Source organism: Pollutimonas sp. M17 (genome assembly GCF_025836975.1).
GTDB lineage: Bacteria > Pseudomonadota > Gammaproteobacteria > Burkholderiales > Burkholderiaceae_B.
The window spans coordinates 3,114,887-3,132,814 of sequence record NZ_CP107548.1; the positions used below are offsets into that span (position 1 = coordinate 3,114,887).

At 61.2% G+C, this 17,928-nt stretch carries 17 protein-coding genes, 1 tRNA gene and 1 pseudogene; 13 read left to right on the forward strand and 6 right to left on the reverse strand.

What is annotated here, in order from left to right; all coding sequences use genetic code 11:
* Positions 1-73: 73 nt before the first annotated feature.
* Positions 74-355, reverse strand: a complete 282-nt coding sequence (locus OEG81_RS14670) for a twin-arginine translocation signal domain-containing protein (protein ID WP_264130017.1) — start codon at positions 353-355, stop codon at positions 74-76.
* A gap of 585 nt (positions 356-940) precedes the next feature.
* The gene (locus tag OEG81_RS14675) at positions 941-1,966 is read right to left on the reverse strand and encodes a helix-turn-helix domain-containing protein (protein WP_264130018.1); all 1,026 of its coding nucleotides are present in this window, start codon (positions 1,964-1,966) and stop codon (positions 941-943) included.
* 598 nt (positions 1,967-2,564) lie between these two features.
* On the opposite strand from OEG81_RS14675, the gene OEG81_RS14680 reads away from it, so the two are divergent.
* Positions 2,565-2,930 (forward strand): helix-turn-helix domain-containing protein, encoded by a 366-nt coding sequence (locus OEG81_RS14680; protein ID WP_264130019.1) that lies wholly within the window; start codon positions 2,565-2,567, stop codon positions 2,928-2,930.
* Complete coding sequence (locus tag OEG81_RS14685) at positions 2,927-4,171, forward strand: type II toxin-antitoxin system HipA family toxin (protein ID WP_264130020.1); 1,245 nt, start codon at positions 2,927-2,929, stop codon at positions 4,169-4,171. Before OEG81_RS14680 ends, OEG81_RS14685 begins: the two co-directional genes overlap by 4 nt.
* On the opposite strand, the pseudogene OEG81_RS14690 reads toward OEG81_RS14685, so the two are convergent.
* A pseudogene (locus OEG81_RS14690) lies at positions 4,116-4,325 on the reverse strand (transposase); the annotation flags it as partial. The gene OEG81_RS14685 and the pseudogene OEG81_RS14690 overlap by 56 nt on opposite strands.
* Positions 4,326-4,650: 325 nt before the next feature.
* Positions 4,651-4,724, reverse strand: a tRNA-Gly gene (locus OEG81_RS14695).
* Positions 4,725-4,858: 134 nt separating this feature from the next.
* Between OEG81_RS14695 and trmB the strand changes: the two genes are divergently transcribed.
* The 3 genes from trmB (at position 4,859) to thiS (ending at position 6,889) form a co-directional block, all read left to right on the forward strand.
* A complete protein-coding gene (gene trmB, locus OEG81_RS14700; RefSeq protein WP_412034075.1) occupies positions 4,859-5,641 on the forward strand; it encodes a tRNA (guanosine(46)-N7)-methyltransferase TrmB in 783 nt (260 codons plus the stop codon).
* 62 nt (positions 5,642-5,703) lie between these two features.
* Positions 5,704-6,639, forward strand: a complete 936-nt coding sequence (gene pip / locus OEG81_RS14705; RefSeq protein ID WP_264130022.1) for a prolyl aminopeptidase — start codon at positions 5,704-5,706, stop codon at positions 6,637-6,639.
* A 49-nt stretch (positions 6,640-6,688) separates the two neighbouring features.
* Positions 6,689-6,889 (forward strand): sulfur carrier protein ThiS, encoded by a 201-nt coding sequence (gene thiS / locus OEG81_RS14710; protein WP_264130023.1) that lies wholly within the window; start codon positions 6,689-6,691, stop codon positions 6,887-6,889.
* Positions 6,890-7,005: 116 nt separating this feature from the next.
* Here thiS and ffh read toward each other — a convergent pair whose 3' ends face one another.
* Positions 7,006-8,421, reverse strand: coding sequence for a signal recognition particle protein (gene ffh / locus OEG81_RS14715; RefSeq protein ID WP_264130024.1), 1,416 nt, complete (start codon positions 8,419-8,421; stop codon positions 7,006-7,008).
* A 101-nt stretch (positions 8,422-8,522) separates the two neighbouring features.
* On the opposite strand from ffh, the gene OEG81_RS14720 reads away from it, so the two are divergent.
* From OEG81_RS14720 to ampD, 3 genes are read left to right on the forward strand one after another with little or no spacing between them, the layout of a single operon-like run.
* A complete protein-coding gene (locus tag OEG81_RS14720) occupies positions 8,523-9,365 on the forward strand; it encodes an inner membrane protein YpjD (protein ID WP_264130025.1) in 843 nt (280 codons plus the stop codon).
* Position 9,366: 1 nt separating this feature from the next.
* Positions 9,367-9,627: a PP0621 family protein gene (locus OEG81_RS14725; RefSeq protein WP_264130027.1), complete on the forward strand. Its 261-nt coding sequence runs from the start codon at positions 9,367-9,369 to the stop codon at positions 9,625-9,627.
* Entirely contained in the window at positions 9,624-10,205 is a 582-nt protein-coding gene (gene ampD, locus OEG81_RS14730; RefSeq protein ID WP_264130028.1) for a 1,6-anhydro-N-acetylmuramyl-L-alanine amidase AmpD, read from the forward strand. Before OEG81_RS14725 ends, ampD begins: the two co-directional genes overlap by 4 nt.
* 181 nt (positions 10,206-10,386) lie before the next feature.
* On the opposite strand, the gene htpG is transcribed toward ampD, so the two are convergent.
* Entirely contained in the window at positions 10,387-12,294 is a 1,908-nt protein-coding gene (htpG, locus tag OEG81_RS14735) for a molecular chaperone HtpG (RefSeq protein ID WP_264130029.1), read from the reverse strand.
* A gap of 269 nt (positions 12,295-12,563) precedes the next feature.
* Here htpG and OEG81_RS14740 point away from each other — a divergent pair, with 269 nt between their 5' ends.
* The 5 genes from OEG81_RS14740 to OEG81_RS14760 are packed head-to-tail and all read left to right on the forward strand — an operon-like array spanning position 12,564 to position 17,877.
* On the forward strand, positions 12,564-12,689 hold the full coding sequence (locus OEG81_RS14740; RefSeq protein WP_264130030.1) for a hypothetical protein: 126 nt from the start codon (positions 12,564-12,566) through the stop codon (positions 12,687-12,689).
* A gap of 13 nt (positions 12,690-12,702) precedes the next feature.
* Positions 12,703-13,572 (forward strand): c-type cytochrome, encoded by an 870-nt coding sequence (locus OEG81_RS14745; protein WP_264130031.1) that lies wholly within the window; start codon positions 12,703-12,705, stop codon positions 13,570-13,572.
* Positions 13,573-13,613: 41 nt separating this feature from the next.
* Positions 13,614-14,999, forward strand: coding sequence for a cbb3-type cytochrome c oxidase subunit I (locus OEG81_RS14750; protein ID WP_264130032.1), 1,386 nt, complete (start codon positions 13,614-13,616; stop codon positions 14,997-14,999).
* Positions 14,983-15,825 (forward strand): CbbQ/NirQ/NorQ/GpvN family protein, encoded by an 843-nt coding sequence (locus OEG81_RS14755; protein ID WP_264130033.1) that lies wholly within the window; start codon positions 14,983-14,985, stop codon positions 15,823-15,825. The genes OEG81_RS14750 and OEG81_RS14755 overlap by 17 nt, the downstream gene beginning before the upstream one ends.
* Before the next feature lie 9 nt (positions 15,826-15,834).
* Positions 15,835-17,877 carry a nitric oxide reductase activation protein NorD gene (locus OEG81_RS14760; protein WP_264130034.1) on the forward strand — a complete coding sequence of 681 codons (2,043 nt, stop codon included), beginning with the start codon at positions 15,835-15,837 and terminating at the stop codon, positions 17,875-17,877.
* Positions 17,878-17,928: the final 51 nt, after the last annotated feature.

Genomic DNA, 17,928 nt, shown 5'->3' on the forward strand with positions numbered 1-17,928 from the left:
GCACGTCCGCCACCAGCAGATAGGCCTCCTCGGCTCCTGGGCATTGCTGGCCCGGAAGCGCGGCCCTGATTGGTCAGGTAGAGGCGACAATGGTCCAATCAAGCATGTCTGCGGAAGCGACCGAGTAACGATTACCGGCATGTTCGATGTCAGCGTAAGTCATCCCTCTGGTTTGAGCATGCCCCCGTACCGAGAAGCCGCCGCCGAAGCCCGCCTTGATCGATTTTTCGATACGCGAATCAGCAGCGGGCTCCAAAACGCTTTCTGAGCTTTGCGTGGCTGCGCCCACGCCCGGCAATAACAGAACGCAGGCCGCTGCGCACCCTTTGACGAAATTCCTACGTGTGACTTCCATATCGTTCCCTCCATAGTTTCAACACATAACAGTGTTGCAAAGTTTATGGCTCCAGGGTTGCAACCAGCATGCTTAGAACGCCATATGGAACAAAAACATATTTAAATTGGGATTAAATCGATAATTCCTGGGCGAGAATTTGTCCCCTATCAAGCTCGATCCTTTTTTTTGGCACTGATAGCTATCAAAAGTGAACCACCGAGACTATGTTTCTGATGTGCATGTCAAACCCAATGCTTGACCGGTACGGCCGGCTCATCGATTTCGAGTTATGGTTGTGGCAGATAATGGATGACGACATCGCCCGGTAGATCATGCAGAACGTGCATCCCCTGGATGTCGCATTCAAACTTGTCCTGCGACATCGTATGGTGCCGCTCAACGGTCTGAGGTTCGACTCATCCGGCTAGCTGGCCCGCGTTTCCTTGCCCAACCAGGACGACGCGGTTTATGCGCGCATTGGTCACGCGGTGCGGGTAGTGACCTTGGGCTATGTGCGAGCTACCGCGCAGCCAAAGGGCTGCCAATATAATAATAAGGAAGGTGGGAACTTGATCCCAACCTGACGCCCCTGCGTTGCGACCGTCAATTCCCCCCAATGGCAGGCGGAATCCGCTCGGCAATGTACTCATGGAACAGGATGGAAGAATTCATCCCGCGCGGCAACGTGTCCTGCAAATGGCGCAACTCTTTGGGATTGACCCCAAACCTGTCCTGAAAAAACCTCGAAAACTGCGCCGCGCTCGAGAAACCGCAGCGATAGGCAAGCGCTTTCAAGGACAGCGGCTGATCCCGCTGCTGCAAAACCATGCGGCATGCCATGTCCAACCGCTTGTTCCTGATCAGTCGCGCCACGCCTTTATCCATCTCGAACGCACGATAAAGATGGGAATGCGACAGCCTGAAATGCTGCATGATGGCCTTGGGGCCAAGCGCTGGATCAGCGAGATGCCGATCAATGTACTCGATGATGCGCTGCCGCATGGAGAGATTAATGGCCATTTGCTGTGAGTGGGTGAGGGTGACGCCGCCAAGAGCGGCGTTCACCAGCACCATGAGCGATTCCTGCACGCCCGGAATGGCGCGGGCCTCCATCCCATCCAACTGGCCATCGAGAGAGACGATGAAATCGAACAGCAATCGGTTGGTCGCCACGCTGGCCGGCAGCACCACACCATGCAAGTTCTTCATTGCCAGGGACTTGTCAATATCCTTGCGCGGGATCACCAGGGTAATTCTGGCACCGGGCTCTTTCCGGCTGTTCAGCGGACGGGTCAGATCCAGAATGAACATATCCCCCGGCCGAGCATGCAGATCCTTGCCGGCGAAATCCCCCCGGTACTCCCCAGCCAGGATCACCTGCAGCAAATAGAAGTCCAGATCCGTCTGCGCGATCAGGCTGGTGGTACGTCGGCAGTCTTGCGTATTGAACGTCGTATTGCCCAGCACCATGCTGCCGAAGAGGCGCGAACGCACCGAACCCGCCATGCCGCCCGCGCCCTCGTCGCGTATGGGCGACACTTCATAAAGCAGGGATGACGTCTCCCGCCAGAAATCATTACGTATCGATTCCTCAACCATATCGGTTGAAATGTAGAAACCTTCTTTCATGACGTTCGCTCTATCGATGAATCACAGGCATTGAGGCACACCTTCCGGTGGGAGGGCCAGCCATATGATACCCATACATGTCGGGGATAAATAGAAACGTCCAGTTTTAGTTCATGAAACATCCGTGAGCTGCAAGGCCGCTACGCAGCCGAGGATAGCGTAATTCTGCGCAAGCGTCATGCCTCTCGGACCCGACTGGCAGTCCCTCCTGCAGAACGCAAGAACGCCTTGTCGTCGGCAAGGTAGAAAGGCGTGACTCGCCCTCCATGGCGGAGAAGCATTCGGCGCAGCTCGGAGGAGCTTCTAGCAGACGTCAGTGGAATATGTTTTTAGGAATAGCTACCAAAAATCAATACTTAGATACTTCAGCAGACGTCGGTAGAACCGTGGAAAGTCAGTGTGGAGCGGGGTGAAGGGAACAGAATTCAGCGTCCAACTCTTAGATTAATAAGGTGACACCCCCGCCAGGGAAGCGAGGATGTACCACATTTTGGGCCGGTCTGATGGCTGCTGTCCACTCTCCGCAGATTTCAGTGCCAAAATCGTGATTTTGCGCTATTATGGACAAATTAGATTTATAAAGTCCATAATAGCGAACATGCCACGCAAACCGCCAATCATCTTCCCTCAAGAACAGCGTCTCCTGTCCGCACTGGGAGAGCGGCTGCGCCTTGCCCGCAAGCGACGCAAATTGAGCAACGCCGTCGTCGCGCAACGCGCAGGGATTTCAAGGACGACTTTGTACAAGGTCGAGGCCGGGGACGCAGGGGCTACGCTGGGGTCCTATGTTCGGGTCCTGGCCGTGCTGGGTCTTGAGGGCGACCTCGATCAGTTGGGGGCCGACGACAGAGTTGGTCGAAAATTGCAGGACCTGGAGCTTGAACCCACTCCCAAGCGCCGCACGACCACCCGTGCCAAGGCGACCAAACCCTCGCCAACCTCAAACAACGAGAAATCGACATGAGCGCGCAGGGCAATACCCTGGAAGTCTGGTTGGATGATGATCTCGGCCCTGCACACCAAGTCGGCACGCTCGCCCATGACCGCGGCCAGATCCGCTTCCGTTACGAACGTGATTGGCTACGAGACCCTCGCGCCTTCGCGCTGGACCCTGACCTCTCTCTGGACGAACACCCCTTCTTTCCCAAGCCTGAACTAGGCAACTTCGGCATCTTCCTGGATTCGTCACCAGACCGATGGGGACAAACACTGATGAAGCGGCGCGAGGCCCTACAGGCAAAGGATGAGCAACGCTCTCCTCGCACGTTGTACGCCTGGGACTTCCTGATCGGCGTGCAAGACCTCACGCGCCAAGGCGCCCTGCGCTTTCGCCGGCCAGGTACGGAAGCGTTTCTTGGCGACGAGAAAATGGCGGCACCGCCTGTAACGACGCTACGAGAGTTGGAAGCCGTGGCATACCAGCTCAGCAACCGGCGTATCGACGATCTAGATGCACTACGCAAATGGCTCGCCGTGCTTGTCGCACCTGGCGCGTCTTTGGGCGGAGCAAGGCCAAAGGCCAACTTTACTGAAACCGACGGCTCACTGTGGATCGGCAAGTTCCCAGCCAAGGATGACGATCGAGACGTCGGAGCTTGGGAATATGTCGTTCACCAACTCGCCCGAAAAGCGGGGATAGACGTACCGCCTGCGAAGCTCATCAAGCTAAACAACGACTTCCATACCTTCTGCGTCCAAAGGTTCGATCGCGCCAACGGTTCGCGACGCTTCTATGCCTCGGCGATGACATTGCTTCGCAAGACGCAAAGTGAAGGTACGAGCTATCTGGAATTGGCGCAGTTCATTCGCGCTCAGGGGGATGCCGAGCATGCGGATGCGGACTTGGAACAGCTATTTCGCCGCGTGGCGTTCAACGTCGCGGTCGGCAACCGAGACGACCACCTTCGAAATCACGGATTCGTGCTTGGCAAGACAGGATGGAGACTTGCACCCGCGTTCGACGTCAATCCGAATATCGACAAGGCGGAACATGTATTGAATATCGACGACGTCGACAATCGACCTAGCCTAAAGACCGTCCTCAGCACGGCCGCATTTTATGGGCTGAACGATGTACAAGCTCGGCAAATTGTGGTTGAGGTAGCCATGGCTGTCGATCGTTGGCAGGGCGCTGCTCGTCGGACGGGCATTAGCGCTGCGGATATTGATTTGACTGCAGGGGCGTTTTCGGCAAACAAAACATAGAGAAGAAGGCAGCCGTGCGAATGGCTGCTTTCGGCCAAGCCTGCACGATGGTCGGGTACTTGGCGCCCCATTGACCCTCGGCAAAGACCTGCAAAGCCATTTGCGCTTCTTTTTCGCTGGCGGCGGCATAGATGGGCCGCAGTGCCCGGGAAACGAGTTTGTGATCTTCAAGCCGGTGTAAATATCCTTACGCCATGGCACTTAGCCTCAACCCTTCACGAGACAAAACCTATTACTTCCAAAGCTGAAGCTGTGCATATGAACAATAGGCTTTCATCTACCAACAACCTGGCAGCTCTTCTTACAAAGCTATCCAACTCGCAGCCTTACCGTCCCTGGAAATTCTTTCGCTTGCCCGGAAGCGCTGAGGTCTGATCACATCAGGGCCTTGACTCAACGTGACAGGGACTGTGCGAACCGTATTTGGGGGATGGCCACTCTTTCTCCGCATATGGCGAAGAGTCCATTGCTGAAATTCTTGGAGCGGGTGAAGGGAATCGAACCCTCGTATGCAGCTTGGGAAGCTGCCGTTCTACCATTGAACTACACCCGCCTGGATGGCCGTTCCGGAAATCGGAAGGGTTTGCATTATAGCGCCCTGCCTGCATCTTTTGCGCTGGCCCTACAATTGCTTGCGGTTGCCGCATGAAATAAGCGGCGGCAATCACTACAATTCAGGCTATGAACATGAATTCCCAATCCAACTCCCCTACACCTCCTTTCGCGGGCCTGGTGGCCGATACGCATCCCGCCCTGGCCGGGAAGGAAGCGATCGATTTCGTCACGACGTCCACCTCGCCATCCGGAAGCAGCCATATACGCAGTTTCGTGCATCGGCGCGCCCACATCACCCCGGGCCAGAAAGAAGCCCTGGACCGCCTATTGCCGCTGTGGTCCCTGCCCTATCGCAAGGCACAGCTGGATTTCGACAAGACATTCGGCCGTCAGGCGCCCACCGTGCTGGAGATCGGCTTCGGCATGGGCGAGACCACTCAGAAAATCGCCCAGGCCAGGCCTGGCGACAACTTCCTGGGTGTGGAGGTATTCAACGCCGGCGTGGGCGCAATGCTCAAGCGCATCGACGAGTCGGGGCTTGGCAATGTACGCATCATCCAGCACGATGCGGTGGAAGTGGCCCGCGACATGATCGCCCCTGACTCGCTGGCGGGCGTGCACATCTACTTTCCCGACCCATGGCCCAAGAAGCGCCACCACAAGCGCCGCCTGATCCAGCCGGCCTTCATCCAGCTGCTGGCCAGCCGCATCAAGCCCGGCGGCTATATACACTGCGCCACCGATTGGGAAAACTATGCCGAACAGATGCTGGAAGTGCTAAGCGGGGAGCCCAGCCTGGCCAATACAGCCGACGGCTATGCGCCGCGTCCCGACTTCCGCCCGCAGACCAAGTTCGAAACACGCGGCCTGCGGCTGGGCCATGGCGTCTGGGACCTGATCTTCAAGCGGAAGTAGACCTCAGACACCCGCCGCGCGACAGCGCGCGCCTTGATCATTTCACACTAAAGGAATGCCACGTGTACCCGGAAATACAGCCTTATGCCCATGGTTTTCTGGACACCGGAGACGGTCACCAGGTGTATTGGGAGCTCTGCGGAAATCCGCAGGGCAAGCCGGCGGTGTTCCTGCATGGCGGCCCCGGTAGCGGTTGCTCGGCGGCTCACCGGCGGCTGTTCGATCCGGAACGCTATAAAGTCCTGCTGTTCGATCAGCGCGGCTGCGGCCGGTCCACGCCGCATGCGGGCCTGGAGAACAATACGACCTGGCATCTGGTGGCCGACATCGAGCGCCTGCGCAGCGAGGTGCTGGAAGCTGAAAAGATACTGATCTTTGGGGGATCGTGGGGTTCCACGCTGGGGCTGGCCTACGGCCAGAAGCACCCGGACCGGGTCAGCGAGATGATACTGCGCGGCATCTTTGCCATACGCCGCGAAGAACTGCTATGGTTCTACCAGGAAGGCGCATCGCGAATCTTTCCCGACTACTGGGAAGACTATCTGGCGCCGATACCGGAAGCAGAGCGGCACGACCTTATGGCGGCCTACCGGCGCCGGCTTACCGGCACCGACCGCCAAGCGCAGTTGCAGGCGGCCCATGCCTGGAGCCTATGGGAAAGCCGCAGCATCACGCTGCTGCCCAGCGCGGAGCACGAGAAAGCGCATTCGGCCGACGATTCCGCCCTGGCCTTCGCACGGATAGAAAACCACTACTTCGTGCACAATGGCTTCATGGACGAAGGCCAGTTGATACGCGACGCCCATTTGCTGCACGGCATTCCGGGCATCATCGTGCAGGGACGCTACGACATGTGCACGCCGGCAAAGACGGCGTGGGAACTGCATCGGGCATGGCCGCAGGCCGAGTTCCACATGGTTCCCGATGCGGGCCACGCCTTCGACGAGCCCGGCATACTGAAGCAGCTTCTTGCCGCCACCGACAAATTCAGCCGGTAAAGGATGCGGCACAGGCCCTATTCAAAGTTTTCAGCAGGATTATTCAAGAATGAACATCACCCTCAATGGCAAACCGATGCAGCTCGATCAGGTCAATACCATTGCCGAACTGGTCGCGCACCTGGGCTACCAGGACAAGCGCATCGCCGTGGAGCGCAACGGCAACATCGTGCCCAAAAGCCAGCACGGCCAGACCGGCCTGGCCGATGGCGACCAGCTGGAAATTGTCGTCGCCGTGGGGGGCGGCTGATCAATCCGCCATTCCGGCCCGCGCCGAAGGTTGATAAGGCCCGCCCGCTCCGGCCGTAGACGCCTTCCGGGCGAATGCACAAGGCAGCAGGGCGGCTGGACCGCCCTGCCGGCAATCTAGCGGAATCCGCCGAAGCCGCCCTTGCCCAGGCCTTTCAAGCCACCCATGGCACGCATCATCTTGGCCATGCCGCCCTTTTTCATCTGCTTCATCATGCCCTGCATCTGATCGTATTGGGTCAGCAGGCGGTTGACTTCTTGCACGGGCACGCCCGCGCCCGCAGCGATGCGGCGCTTGCGCGAGGCTTTCAGCAATTCAGGCTTGGCACGCTCGGCCGGCGTCATGGAGTTCAGGATGCCTTCGCTGCGGCGCAGCTGCTTTTCGGCCTGGCCGCCTTGCAGCTGGCCCGCCGCCTGGGCAAACTGGGCCGGCAGCTTTTCCAGCAGCGAGCCCATGTCGCCCATCTTCTTGACCTGCTGCAGCTGCTCGCGAAAGTCGTTCAGGTCGAAACGCGAACCCGACTTGATCTTGGCCGCCAGCTTCTCGGCCTCGGCCACATCGATGTTCTTCTGCGCCTGCTCCACCAGGGCGACGATGTCGCCCATGCCTAGCACGCGCTGCGCCATGCGCTCGGGGTGGAAAGGCTCCAGGCCGTCCAGCTTTTCGGACACGCCGACAAACTTAAGGGGCTTGCCCGTGACATGGCGCACCGACAAGGCCGCGCCGCCGCGCGCATCGCCGTCCAACTTGGTCAGCACCACACCGGTCAGCGGCAGGGCGTCGGCAAAGGCGCGCGCCACGTTGACCGCGTCCTGTCCCTGCATGGCGTCCACCACGAACAGGGTCTCGATGGGGTTCAGCAGGTCATGCAGCGCGCGGATTTCGCGCATCATGGCCTCGTCCACGCCCAGGCGGCCGGCCGTATCGACGATCAGCACGTCGTAATGGTGCTTCCGGGCATGATCCAGCGCCGCGTGGGCGATCTGCTCGGGCTTCTGCGAGGCGTCGGACGGCAGGAAATCCACCTTGACCTGCGCCGCCACGGTTTTCAGCTGCTCGATGGCGGCCGGGCGATAGACGTCGGCGCTGACCACAAGCACTTTCTTTTTACCCGTCTTGCGGCCGTTCTGGATGTGGCCGCCCTCGGCCAGCCATTTGGCCAGCTTGCCGGTGGTGGTGGTCTTGCCGGCCCCCTGCAGGCCCGCCATCAGTATGACGGCGGGCGGCTGGGCGGCCAGGGAAAGCTCGCCGGCCTCGTCACCCAGGTCGCCGCCCATGAGCGCGGTCAGCTCCTTGTGCACCACGCCCACCAGCGCCTGGCCCGGATTCAGGCTGCCGACCACGTCCTGGCCCAGTGCGCGTTCTTTCACGCGGGCCACAAAATCGCGCACCACGGGCAAAGCCACGTCGGCCTCCAGCAAGGCCATGCGCACCTCGCGCAGCATGTCTTGCGTATTGGCTTCGGTTAAACGGGCCTCGCCGCGCATTGTTTTGACAACGCGCGATAAACGCTGGGTCAGATTGTCGAGCATAAGGATGGTTTCGCTTAAACTAATTGATCTTTCGGTATACGGACTAAAATAGTCCGATTCAGGGGCGTGCCCCGAACTGCATAACGAGAACTTAAGGGACTATGTCTGCAGGCATTGTATTTCACTTGCTGGCGGCTCTGGCGTACGCCGTGCTGGCTCTCTCGCTTTGGCGCCCTTTGACCCGGGGCGGCGAACAGGTCAGCACCGGAAAAGTACGGCGCGTATGCCTGGCCAGCACCATCGTGCTGCATGGCATAGGCCTGGCGCAGGCCATCGTGCCCGATCACACCCTGGTGCTGAGTTGGGCGCTGGCCCTTTCGGCCGCGGTCTGGCTGGGCATGGTGGTGTTCTGGCTGGAAAGCCTGGTCATGCGCATAGACGGCCTGCTGCTTATTCTACTCCCTGCCTCGGCCATCGCTTCGGCGCTGGCCGGCCTGTTTCCCATGGGGCACGTCGTCGCCCATGCCGGCAGCGAATGGCTGCGGGTGCACCTGCTGATCGCCCTGACGGCCTATGGCCTGATCACCGTGGCCGCCCTTCAGGCCATGCTCATGACCGCGCTGGACCGCCAGCTTCACCGGCCCGTGGAACCCGTGGCCACGCGCACCACGCTGAATCGCGCGCTGGACTCCATGCCGCCGCTGCTCCTGCAGGAAGTCCTGCTGTTCCGCCTCATCTGGATAGGCTTCGCCGTCCTGACGCTGACCGTCATCACGGGCGCCATCGTATCGCTGCGCCTGACCACCGACCTGGTTCCCATGGACCACAAGACCATCTTCACGCTGCTGTCCTGGCTGACTTTCGGCGGCCTGCTGATCGGCCGCTACACGCGCGGATGGCGCGGACGCATCGCTCTACGCTGGACGCTGGTCGGCTTCGCCTTCCTGCTGCTGGCCTACACCGGCAGCCGCTTCGTGCTCGACGTCATTCTGCAACGAGGTTAATGTGGGAAAAATACTGTTCTGGGTAGTGGTCATCATCGGCGGCCTGCTGGCCGCGCGCGTCCTGGCGCATTACAACGCGCAAGATCGGGCGGACAATCGCGAAGCTAAACCGATCAAGCGGCGCCGCAGCGAAAAGAAGCCGCTTGAATCCATGGTGCGCTGCGAGCATTGCGGCATACACCTGCCTCGGTCTGAAGCCGTCATGGCCAATGGCCGCATCTGGTGCAGCCAGGATCACGCCAAGCTGGGCGTGCGCCAGTGACTGCACTGGTTCTGGATCGCCACGGCTGGCTCAAGCCGCAAGCAGGCGTCATCCATACGCCCTCGCCGAATCACGATGACAGGCCCAGCCCCGACGACGTAACGCTGCTGGTCATGCACAACATCAGCCTGCCGCCCGGCGTCTTCGGCGGCCCGGAAGTCGCCGGCCTGTTCACCAATACCCTGGACTACGGCTCCCACCCCTGGCTGGACCGCCTGCGCGGCCTGCGCGTATCGGCGCATTTCTTCCTGCGGCGGGACGGCGGCATCGTGCAGTTCGTATCCACGAAAAAGCGCGCCTGGCACGCCGGGGTATCGTCATTCGACGGGCGCGAGCGCTGCAACGACTTTTCGATCGGCATCGAAATGGAGGGCACCGACACCCTGCCCTATGCCAACGAACAGTATCAAACCTTGCGCGCCCTGGTGCCGGCGCTGCGCGTGCAGCATCCATTGAAGGCCGTGCGCGGCCATGAGCACATCGCCCCCGGCCGAAAGACCGACCCCGGGCCGGCCTTCGACTGGCGGCGCTTCGGCCGCGAAACCGGCTGGCCCGCCCGGCAGATGCCGCCAGCCTGAACAGACGCCGGATTCCGGGCACGGCCACAGCAGGAATCGGACAGGCCATGCGGCATGCAGGCCAGCCCTCTGGCACCCCTGAGCGATTGCAAGACCGCCCCTTTGCCAAGCGTCCGTAACTATAAAAAAGCCCGCCCTTGCCACGATAAGGGCACGGGCGGACTCCGGTTCTCTCTGCTACTTATTTATTCAGCAGCAGGCGATTCATGCGCTTCACGAAAGCCGCCGGGTCCGACAGGCTGGCGCCTTCGGCCAGCATGGCCTGATCCAGCAGCAGCAAGGACCATTCGCCGAAATCCGCATCCGGCGCATCCTGAACCCGCGCGATCAAGGCATGCTCGGGATTGATCTCCAGAATGGGTTTGACCTCGGGCGCCGCCTGGCCCGCCGCCTGAAGCATGCGCAGCAGATGCGGGCTAAGCTCGTGCTCGTCGACCACCACGCAGGCGGGCGAGTCCACCAGGCGCCCGGTCACGCGCACTTCCTTCACCTTGTCGCCCAGCGAGGACTTCAGGCGCTCGACCAAAGGCTTGAAGGTCTCGGCCACCTCGGCCTGGTGCTTCTTTTCCTCTTCGTCGGCCAACTGGTCCAGGTCCAGCCCGCCCTTGGCGATGGAGACCAGCGCCTTGCCGTCGAAGTCGCGCAGGTAGGACAGCATCCATTCATCCACGCGGTCCGACAGCAGCAGGACTTCCAGCCCCTTCTTGCGGAAGATCTCCAGATGCGGGCTGTTGCTGGCGGCGGCGAAGGAATCGGCGCTGACGTAGTAGATCTTGTCCTGGCCTTCCTTCATGCGCGACACATAGTCGGCCAGCGACACCGTCTGGGCCGAGCCCTCGGCCTGAGTGGAGGCAAAACGCAGCAGCTTGGCGATGCGTTCCTTGTTGGCGGCATCCTCGCCCGTGCCCTCTTTAAGCACCTGCCCGAATTCCTTCCAGAAATCGGCGTACTGCTCGGGCTTGTTCTCGGCCAGGTCTTCCAGCAAAGACAAAATGCGTTTGGCCGAGCCTTCGCGTATTACGCGCACGTCGCGGCTTTCCTGCAGGATCTCGCGCGACACGTTCAGCGGCAGGTCGGCCGAATCGATCACGCCACGCACAAAGCGCAGATAAGTGGGCAGCAGCTGCTCGGCGTCGTCCATGATGAACACCCGCTTCACATACAGCTTGACCCCGCGCCGCCCTTCGCGATCCCACAGGTCCATGGGCGCATGCTTGGGGATGTACAGCAGCTGCGTGTATTCGCTGCGCCCTTCCACCCGGTTGTGCGTCCAGGCCAGCGGATCGTCGTAATCGTGCCCGATATGCTTGTAGAATTCTTGATACTGCTCGTCGCTGATGTCCGACTTGGACCGCGTCCACAAGGCATTGGCCTGGTTCACGGTTTCCCATTCGTTCTTCTTGACCTGCTCGGACTTCTCGGCGTCCCACTCTTCCTTCTGCATCTGGATGGGCAGCGAGATATGGTCGGAATAGCGGCGCAGCACCTCGCGCAGCTTCCAGCCGCTAAGGAAATCGTCTTCGTCCTCGCGCAGGTACAGCGTGACCGAGGTGCCGCGATCGGCTTTTTCCACTTGCGTGATGGAAAATTCGCCCTGGCCGTCGGACTCCCACAGGATGGCGTCGGTCTCGGCCACACCGGCGCGGCGGCTCAGCACCGACACCTTCTTGGCCACGATGAACGACGAATAGAAACCCACGCCGAACTGGCCGATAAGCTGCGCGTCCTTCTGCTTGTCGCCGGTCAGTTGCGAGAAGAATTCCTTGGTGCCCGAGCGTGCGATGGTGCCCAGATTGGCCACCGCCTCGTCGCGCGTCATGCCGATGCCGTTGTCGGATATCGTGACCGTGCGCTGGTCCTTGTCGTATTCCACGCGTATGCGCAGGTCGGAATCGCCCTGGAACAGATCGGGATTGTCGATGGCCTCGAAGCGAAGCTTGTCGCAGGCGTCGGAGGCATTGGAAACCAGCTCGCGCAGGAAAATTTCTTTATTGCTGTACAGCGAATGGATCATCAGATGCAGCAGCTGCTTTACTTCGGCCTGAAAGCCCAAGGTTTCCGAATTGGCGTGTGTGTCGGTTTGAGTCATGGTCCAACCTGGATAAAAATAGTCAATAAAACAATTATTTAGTCGATTTTTTTGCGTCTCGCGCTGCGTAGCGGCAGCGTCGACGGCTGCTTATCTCATTTAAATGGGGGTGCCCGGGCCGATTTTCAAGCGTGCGGCCGCATCCGGAAAACCCCTTGTTACACCCGAAAACAAGCGGATGGTGTACGGTTACACCACGACTGAAAGTACGAGCAGATAGTTCGGTCTTTGTATCCAGGTTATTCGGCCCAGAACAAAGGAGTGCGATCGTGCAAGCTTTAGCGCTTTTCAATGTATTGAAAATAATCGGACTTGTCGTCCTCGTACTGATGGCCGCGGCCATCGGCTATGCGGGCATCATCGGGATCAGCTACTGGTCCGGCATCGGCGTCTGACACGGAGGCCGCCATGAATAAACGCCAGACCCGTGTCTTCGCCATTGCGTCCACCGCCATCGCCTCGCTTATTTTCCTGGGGCTTACGCTGGACAGCCACCGCCAGTTTCCCAAACTGACCAACTCCGATTCCATCACCGAAGAAGTCGTACGCGGGCAGAACGTCTGGCACGCCTACAACTGCATCAACTGCCATACGATATTCGGGGAAGGCGCCTACTACGCGCCCGACCTGACCAAAATCACCCAGCACCGCGGCGCCCCTTACCTGACCGCCTTCCTGAAAGATCCCACCCAATTCTACGACGAGCAAAAGCATCGCCGGCTGATGCCCAACCTGAACATGAAGGACCAGGAAATCGCCGACGTCATCGCCTTCATGGACTGGGTCAGCAAGGTCGACAATCAGGGCTGGCCGCCCCGGCCCATACTGGTGACCGGCAGTTCCATACCCGGCACCGACCTGAGCATCGCGCAGCAGGACGAAAGCGGCGTGGCCCAGGACAGCACCGGCCTGCCCCCGGGCACCCGTCCCGTCAGCAGCGCCAACGACCCCATCGCCCTTGGCCAGGCATTGTTCCGCACCGTCGTGCCCACCTGTTCGGCCTGTCATTCCACGGCGCCCGGCGTGAACCTGGCCGGCCCGACTCTGGCCAACCTGGTCGCCACCGCCGAAAAGACCCTGGCTTCGCCCGATTACAAGGGCAAGGCCAAGACCGTGGAGGAGTACATAAGGGAATCCATCGTCGAGCCCAGCGCCTATCTGCACCCGGGGCCCATGTACTCGGCCAATGGCGTGTCCTTCATGCCGCCGTCCTACGGCAAGGACCTGAGCGAAGAGCAGATCGATCAACTGGTCGCCTATCTGGCGTCGTTCAAATAACGGCTTAGCTTATACGGAACAGCCACATTCCAGGAGTCGCCATGCGTTACAGATCTCAATCGGTCGCCTATTGGTATTTCGCGCTAGCCATGATTCTTTTCGGGCTGCAGCTGGTCTTCGGCCTGCTCTCCGCTTCGAAATACCTGGGTCCGGACCCGCTGCTGAACATCCTGCCTTTCGACGTCACCAAAACCATACACACCAACCTGCTGATCGTGTGGGTGCTGACCGGCTTCATGGGCGCCACCTACTGGATCGTATCCGACGAATCGCGCTCGGAACTGCACAGCGTCAAGCTGGCCTATATACAGCTTATCCTGTGGGCCATCATGGGCGTCACCGCCGTCATCGGCTATCTGTTCGGCTACGGCACCGGCAACAAGCTGCTGGAACAGCCTCTGCCGCACAAGCTGATCATCGTCGTCTGTATGCTGATCTTCCTGTACAACATCGGCATGACCATCAAGCGGTCGGGGCGCTTCACCACCACCGAGGGCGTGCTGCTGCTGGGCCTGGGCTCTTCGGCCGTGCTCTACCTGCCCGCCCTGCTGCACTACGAGAACTACGTGGTGTCCATCTTCTATCGCTGGTGGACCATACACCTGTGGGTGGAAGGCGTGTGGGAAATGATACAGGGCTCCTTCCTGGCCTACCTGCTGATACGCCTGTCGGGCGCCGACCGCGAGGTCCTGGAGAAGTGGCTGTACGTCATCGTGGGGCTGGTCTTCATCGCCGGCATCCTGGGCACGGCGCACCATTACTACTGGGTCGGAGTGCCGTCCTACTGGCTGCCGCTGGGCGGCTTCTTCAGCGCGCTTGAACCGGTGGCGCTGGTCGGCATGGCCATGTACGCCTACTTCGCCATACGGCGCACCGGCATGCGCCACCCCAACGGACTGGCCCTGCACTGGACCATAGGCAGCGCCGTCTTCACCCTGTTCGGCGCCGGCCTGCTGGGCCTGGCCCACACCTTCCCCGACATCAACAAATGGACGCATGGCACCCTGATCACCGCCATGCATGGCCACGCCGCCTTCTACGGCGCCTACGCCATGATCGTCATGGCCGTCATCAGCTACGCCATGCCCACCTTGCTGGTGGGCCGCAAGGAAGAAGGCAGCTCCATAGGCTACTGGGCCTTCTGGCTGCAGATCGCCGGCATGTTCGGCATGACGCTGTCCTTCGCCACCGCCGGCATCGGCCAGGTCTACCTGGAACGTGTCCTGGGCATAGGCTATCTGGACGTTCAGCTGAAAATACAGATCCACTTCCTGATGCTGATCGCCACGGCGTCCCTGTTCGCCATCGGCGTGGGCCTGTTCATCTACGACTTCTTCCGCTATGCGCCGCGGCTGACGCCGGTGGAAGACGTCGACTTGAACCACAACGTTCCGGCGAGCGGATTGGCCAATGAACAAGCCGGCTGACGTCCTGAGCCGCCTGCCCGGCGCGGCGGATGGGCGCGCCCCCGGCCGGGACCAGGCGCCCTACTACCTGCCCTTCGCCGACGAAGTCGAGCTGTTCCAGCAATGCCACCGCAACGGCCTGGCCGTCATGCTGAAAGGGCCCACCGGCTGCGGCAAGACCCGTTTCGTGGAGCACATGGCCTGGCGGCTGGGCCGGCCGCTGATCACCGTGTCCTGCCACGACGACCTTAGCGCCAGTGACCTGATCGGGCGCTTCCTGATACGCCATGACAAGACCGTGTGGCAGGACGGCCCCCTGACCACCGCCGTGCGCAGCGGCGCCATCTGCTACCTGGATGAGGTCGTCGAAGCCCGCCAGGACACCATCGTCGTCCTGCACCCGCTGACCGACTACCGCCGCAGCCTGTCCATCGACAAGACCGGTGAAACCCTGGAAGCCGCGCCCGGCTTCCAGCTGGTCGTGTCCTACAACCCCGGCTACCAGCGCATGCTGAAAGACCTAAAACCCAGTACGCGCCAGCGCTTCGTAGCCCTGGACTTCGACTTCCCCACCCCCGAACGCGAGGCTGACATCATCGTCCAGGAAAGCGGCGTAGCCCGCCCCACCGCCCAGGCCCTGGTAACGCTGGCGCACAAGCTGCGCGCCTTCCAGGACCGCGGCCTGGCCGAAGTGCCCAGCACCCGGCTGCTGGTCGCCACCGCGCAACTGATCGCCCAGGGCATTCCCGTGAAACGCGCCTGCCAGGTCGCCCTGGTATCGCCCCTATCGGACGACGCCTCGCTGGCCGGCGCCATGCGCGACCTGGTCGAGCTAAGCTTTCCGTAACGCCGCGCCATGGCCGAAGCGGAAGACGTCATCACCGATGCGGCCCGGCACGCCACCATCTATGCGCGCGAACTATGGCTGCGCAAACGCGGCAAGGCCCGCAACGAAGTGCCACCCATCATCCTGGCTCAGGCCGCGCCGCGCCTGGATTTGCTGGTCAACGCTGTCTTCGGGCAAAGCCACCCCTTGCGTGTGGCCCACCCGCCCGCCATACCCACCCTGCTCACCCGGTGGTTCCGCCGCCACGACGTCATGCCATCGACCGCCCCCGTGCCGGCCACCGACGGCAGTTCCATCTGGCTACCGAATACCGTTGGAGCCGGCAACCATAAACTGGCCATGGAACGCTTCCGCGTCATGGCCCTGCTACAAGCCATGCGCGTACAGCGCGGCAGCGCGCTTTTAACCGACGGCATCGCAACCCCGCGCATCCATGCCATCTACCTGTTGCTGGAGGCCTATGCCAGCGACCAGGTCCTGGCCGCCCTGCTGCCCGGCATCGCCCCCGCCATTAACGGCTTGCGGCTGGAGTGCCTGGCCGGCCGCCCCGCCGTGACGCGATTGCCGCAAGGCTGCCAACCCATCGAGCAATGGGTGCGGGCCATACTGCGCTGCCCCGTAGGACAAGCCGTTGCGGATATTCCCTTATGCCCCACCCCTTCGGCATCGCTTTCTACCGCCATGGAAATGGCCCTGTCGCTGAAAGAGCATGACAGCGCCCAAGCGCGCGAGCCCCATGCGCAGGCCTTGTACAAAGACAGCTGGACCGGCGACCTGCTGCCGCCCGCCGATAATTCGGACGGCGCCGAGCACGCCACCGCGCCCAGCGACGATCAGCCTTCGTCCGCCCAGCCCCCGCGCAGCGCCCGCATGCCGCGCCGCCCCAAAGAGCGCAAGACCAATGAAGACGAGGACGACGACAAACAAGGCGTATGGATGGTGCAGACCAACGCCCCCATGGAAAAAGCCGAAGACCCCATGGGCATGCAGCGCCCCGCCGACCGCGATGAGCAAACCGCCGCCGAAGAATTCGCCGACGCCCTGTCGGAACTGCCCGAGGCCCGGCTGGTATCCACCCCCGGCAAACCGCGCGAAGTCCTGCTGTCCGACGACCCGCCCGACAAGCGCAGCCAGGCCGGCGCGCCGCCGCAGGCGCCCGAAGCCCAATGGCGCTACCCCGAATGGGACTACCGCATCGACGGCTATCGCCACCCCGGCGCCACCGTCAGAATGCAGGCGCTGGAGCCTGGCCCACAAGCCTGGGTGGACGCCACCCTGAAGCGCCACCAGACCATGCTGGACACCCTGCGCAAGCGCTTCGAAATGCTGCGCGCCGAACGCGTCTGGCAACGCCGTCAACTGGACGGCGACGACATCGACCTGGACGCCTGCACCGAAGCCCTGGCCGACACCCGAGCCGGCCTGCCCATGCCCCAGGCACTATATAAACAGCAGCGCCCACAACGGCGCGACATGGCCATCATGCTGCTGATCGACATCAGCGGATCCACCGACTCATGGCTGTCCGCCAACCGGCGCATCATCGACGTCGAACGCGAAGCCCTGCTGCTGGTCGCCATCGCCCTGGAGCGCCTGGGCGAACCCTGTTCCATACAGGCCTTCTCCGGCGAAGGCCCGCAAAGCGTCACCGTCAACGCCATCAAGGACTTCAAGGAGCCCTACGGCAACGACATCGCGCAGCGCATCGCCGCGCTAGAACCCCAGCACTACACCCGCGCCGGCGCCGCCCTGCGCCACGCCAGCGCCCTGCTGATGCAACAGCCCGCCCGGCATCGGCTGCTGTTGCTTTTGTCGGATGGCAAGCCCAATGATGTGGATCAGTATGAAGGGCGCTACGGCGTGGAGGATATGCGAAGGGCTGTCGAGGAAGCCAAGCAGCAAGGGATATTTCCCTTCTGCCTGACTATCGATAGGCAGGCGGCTGGGTATTTGCCGTCGATATTCGGGACCAGGCAGTATGCGCTACTGGGCAGGCCGGAAATGCTGCCGACCGTGCTGCTGGACTGGATGCGGCGGCTGATATCGCATTGACGGGCGGCCTTGTGCAAAAATCTTCAGCCCTGCGTATAATTACGCCTTCCT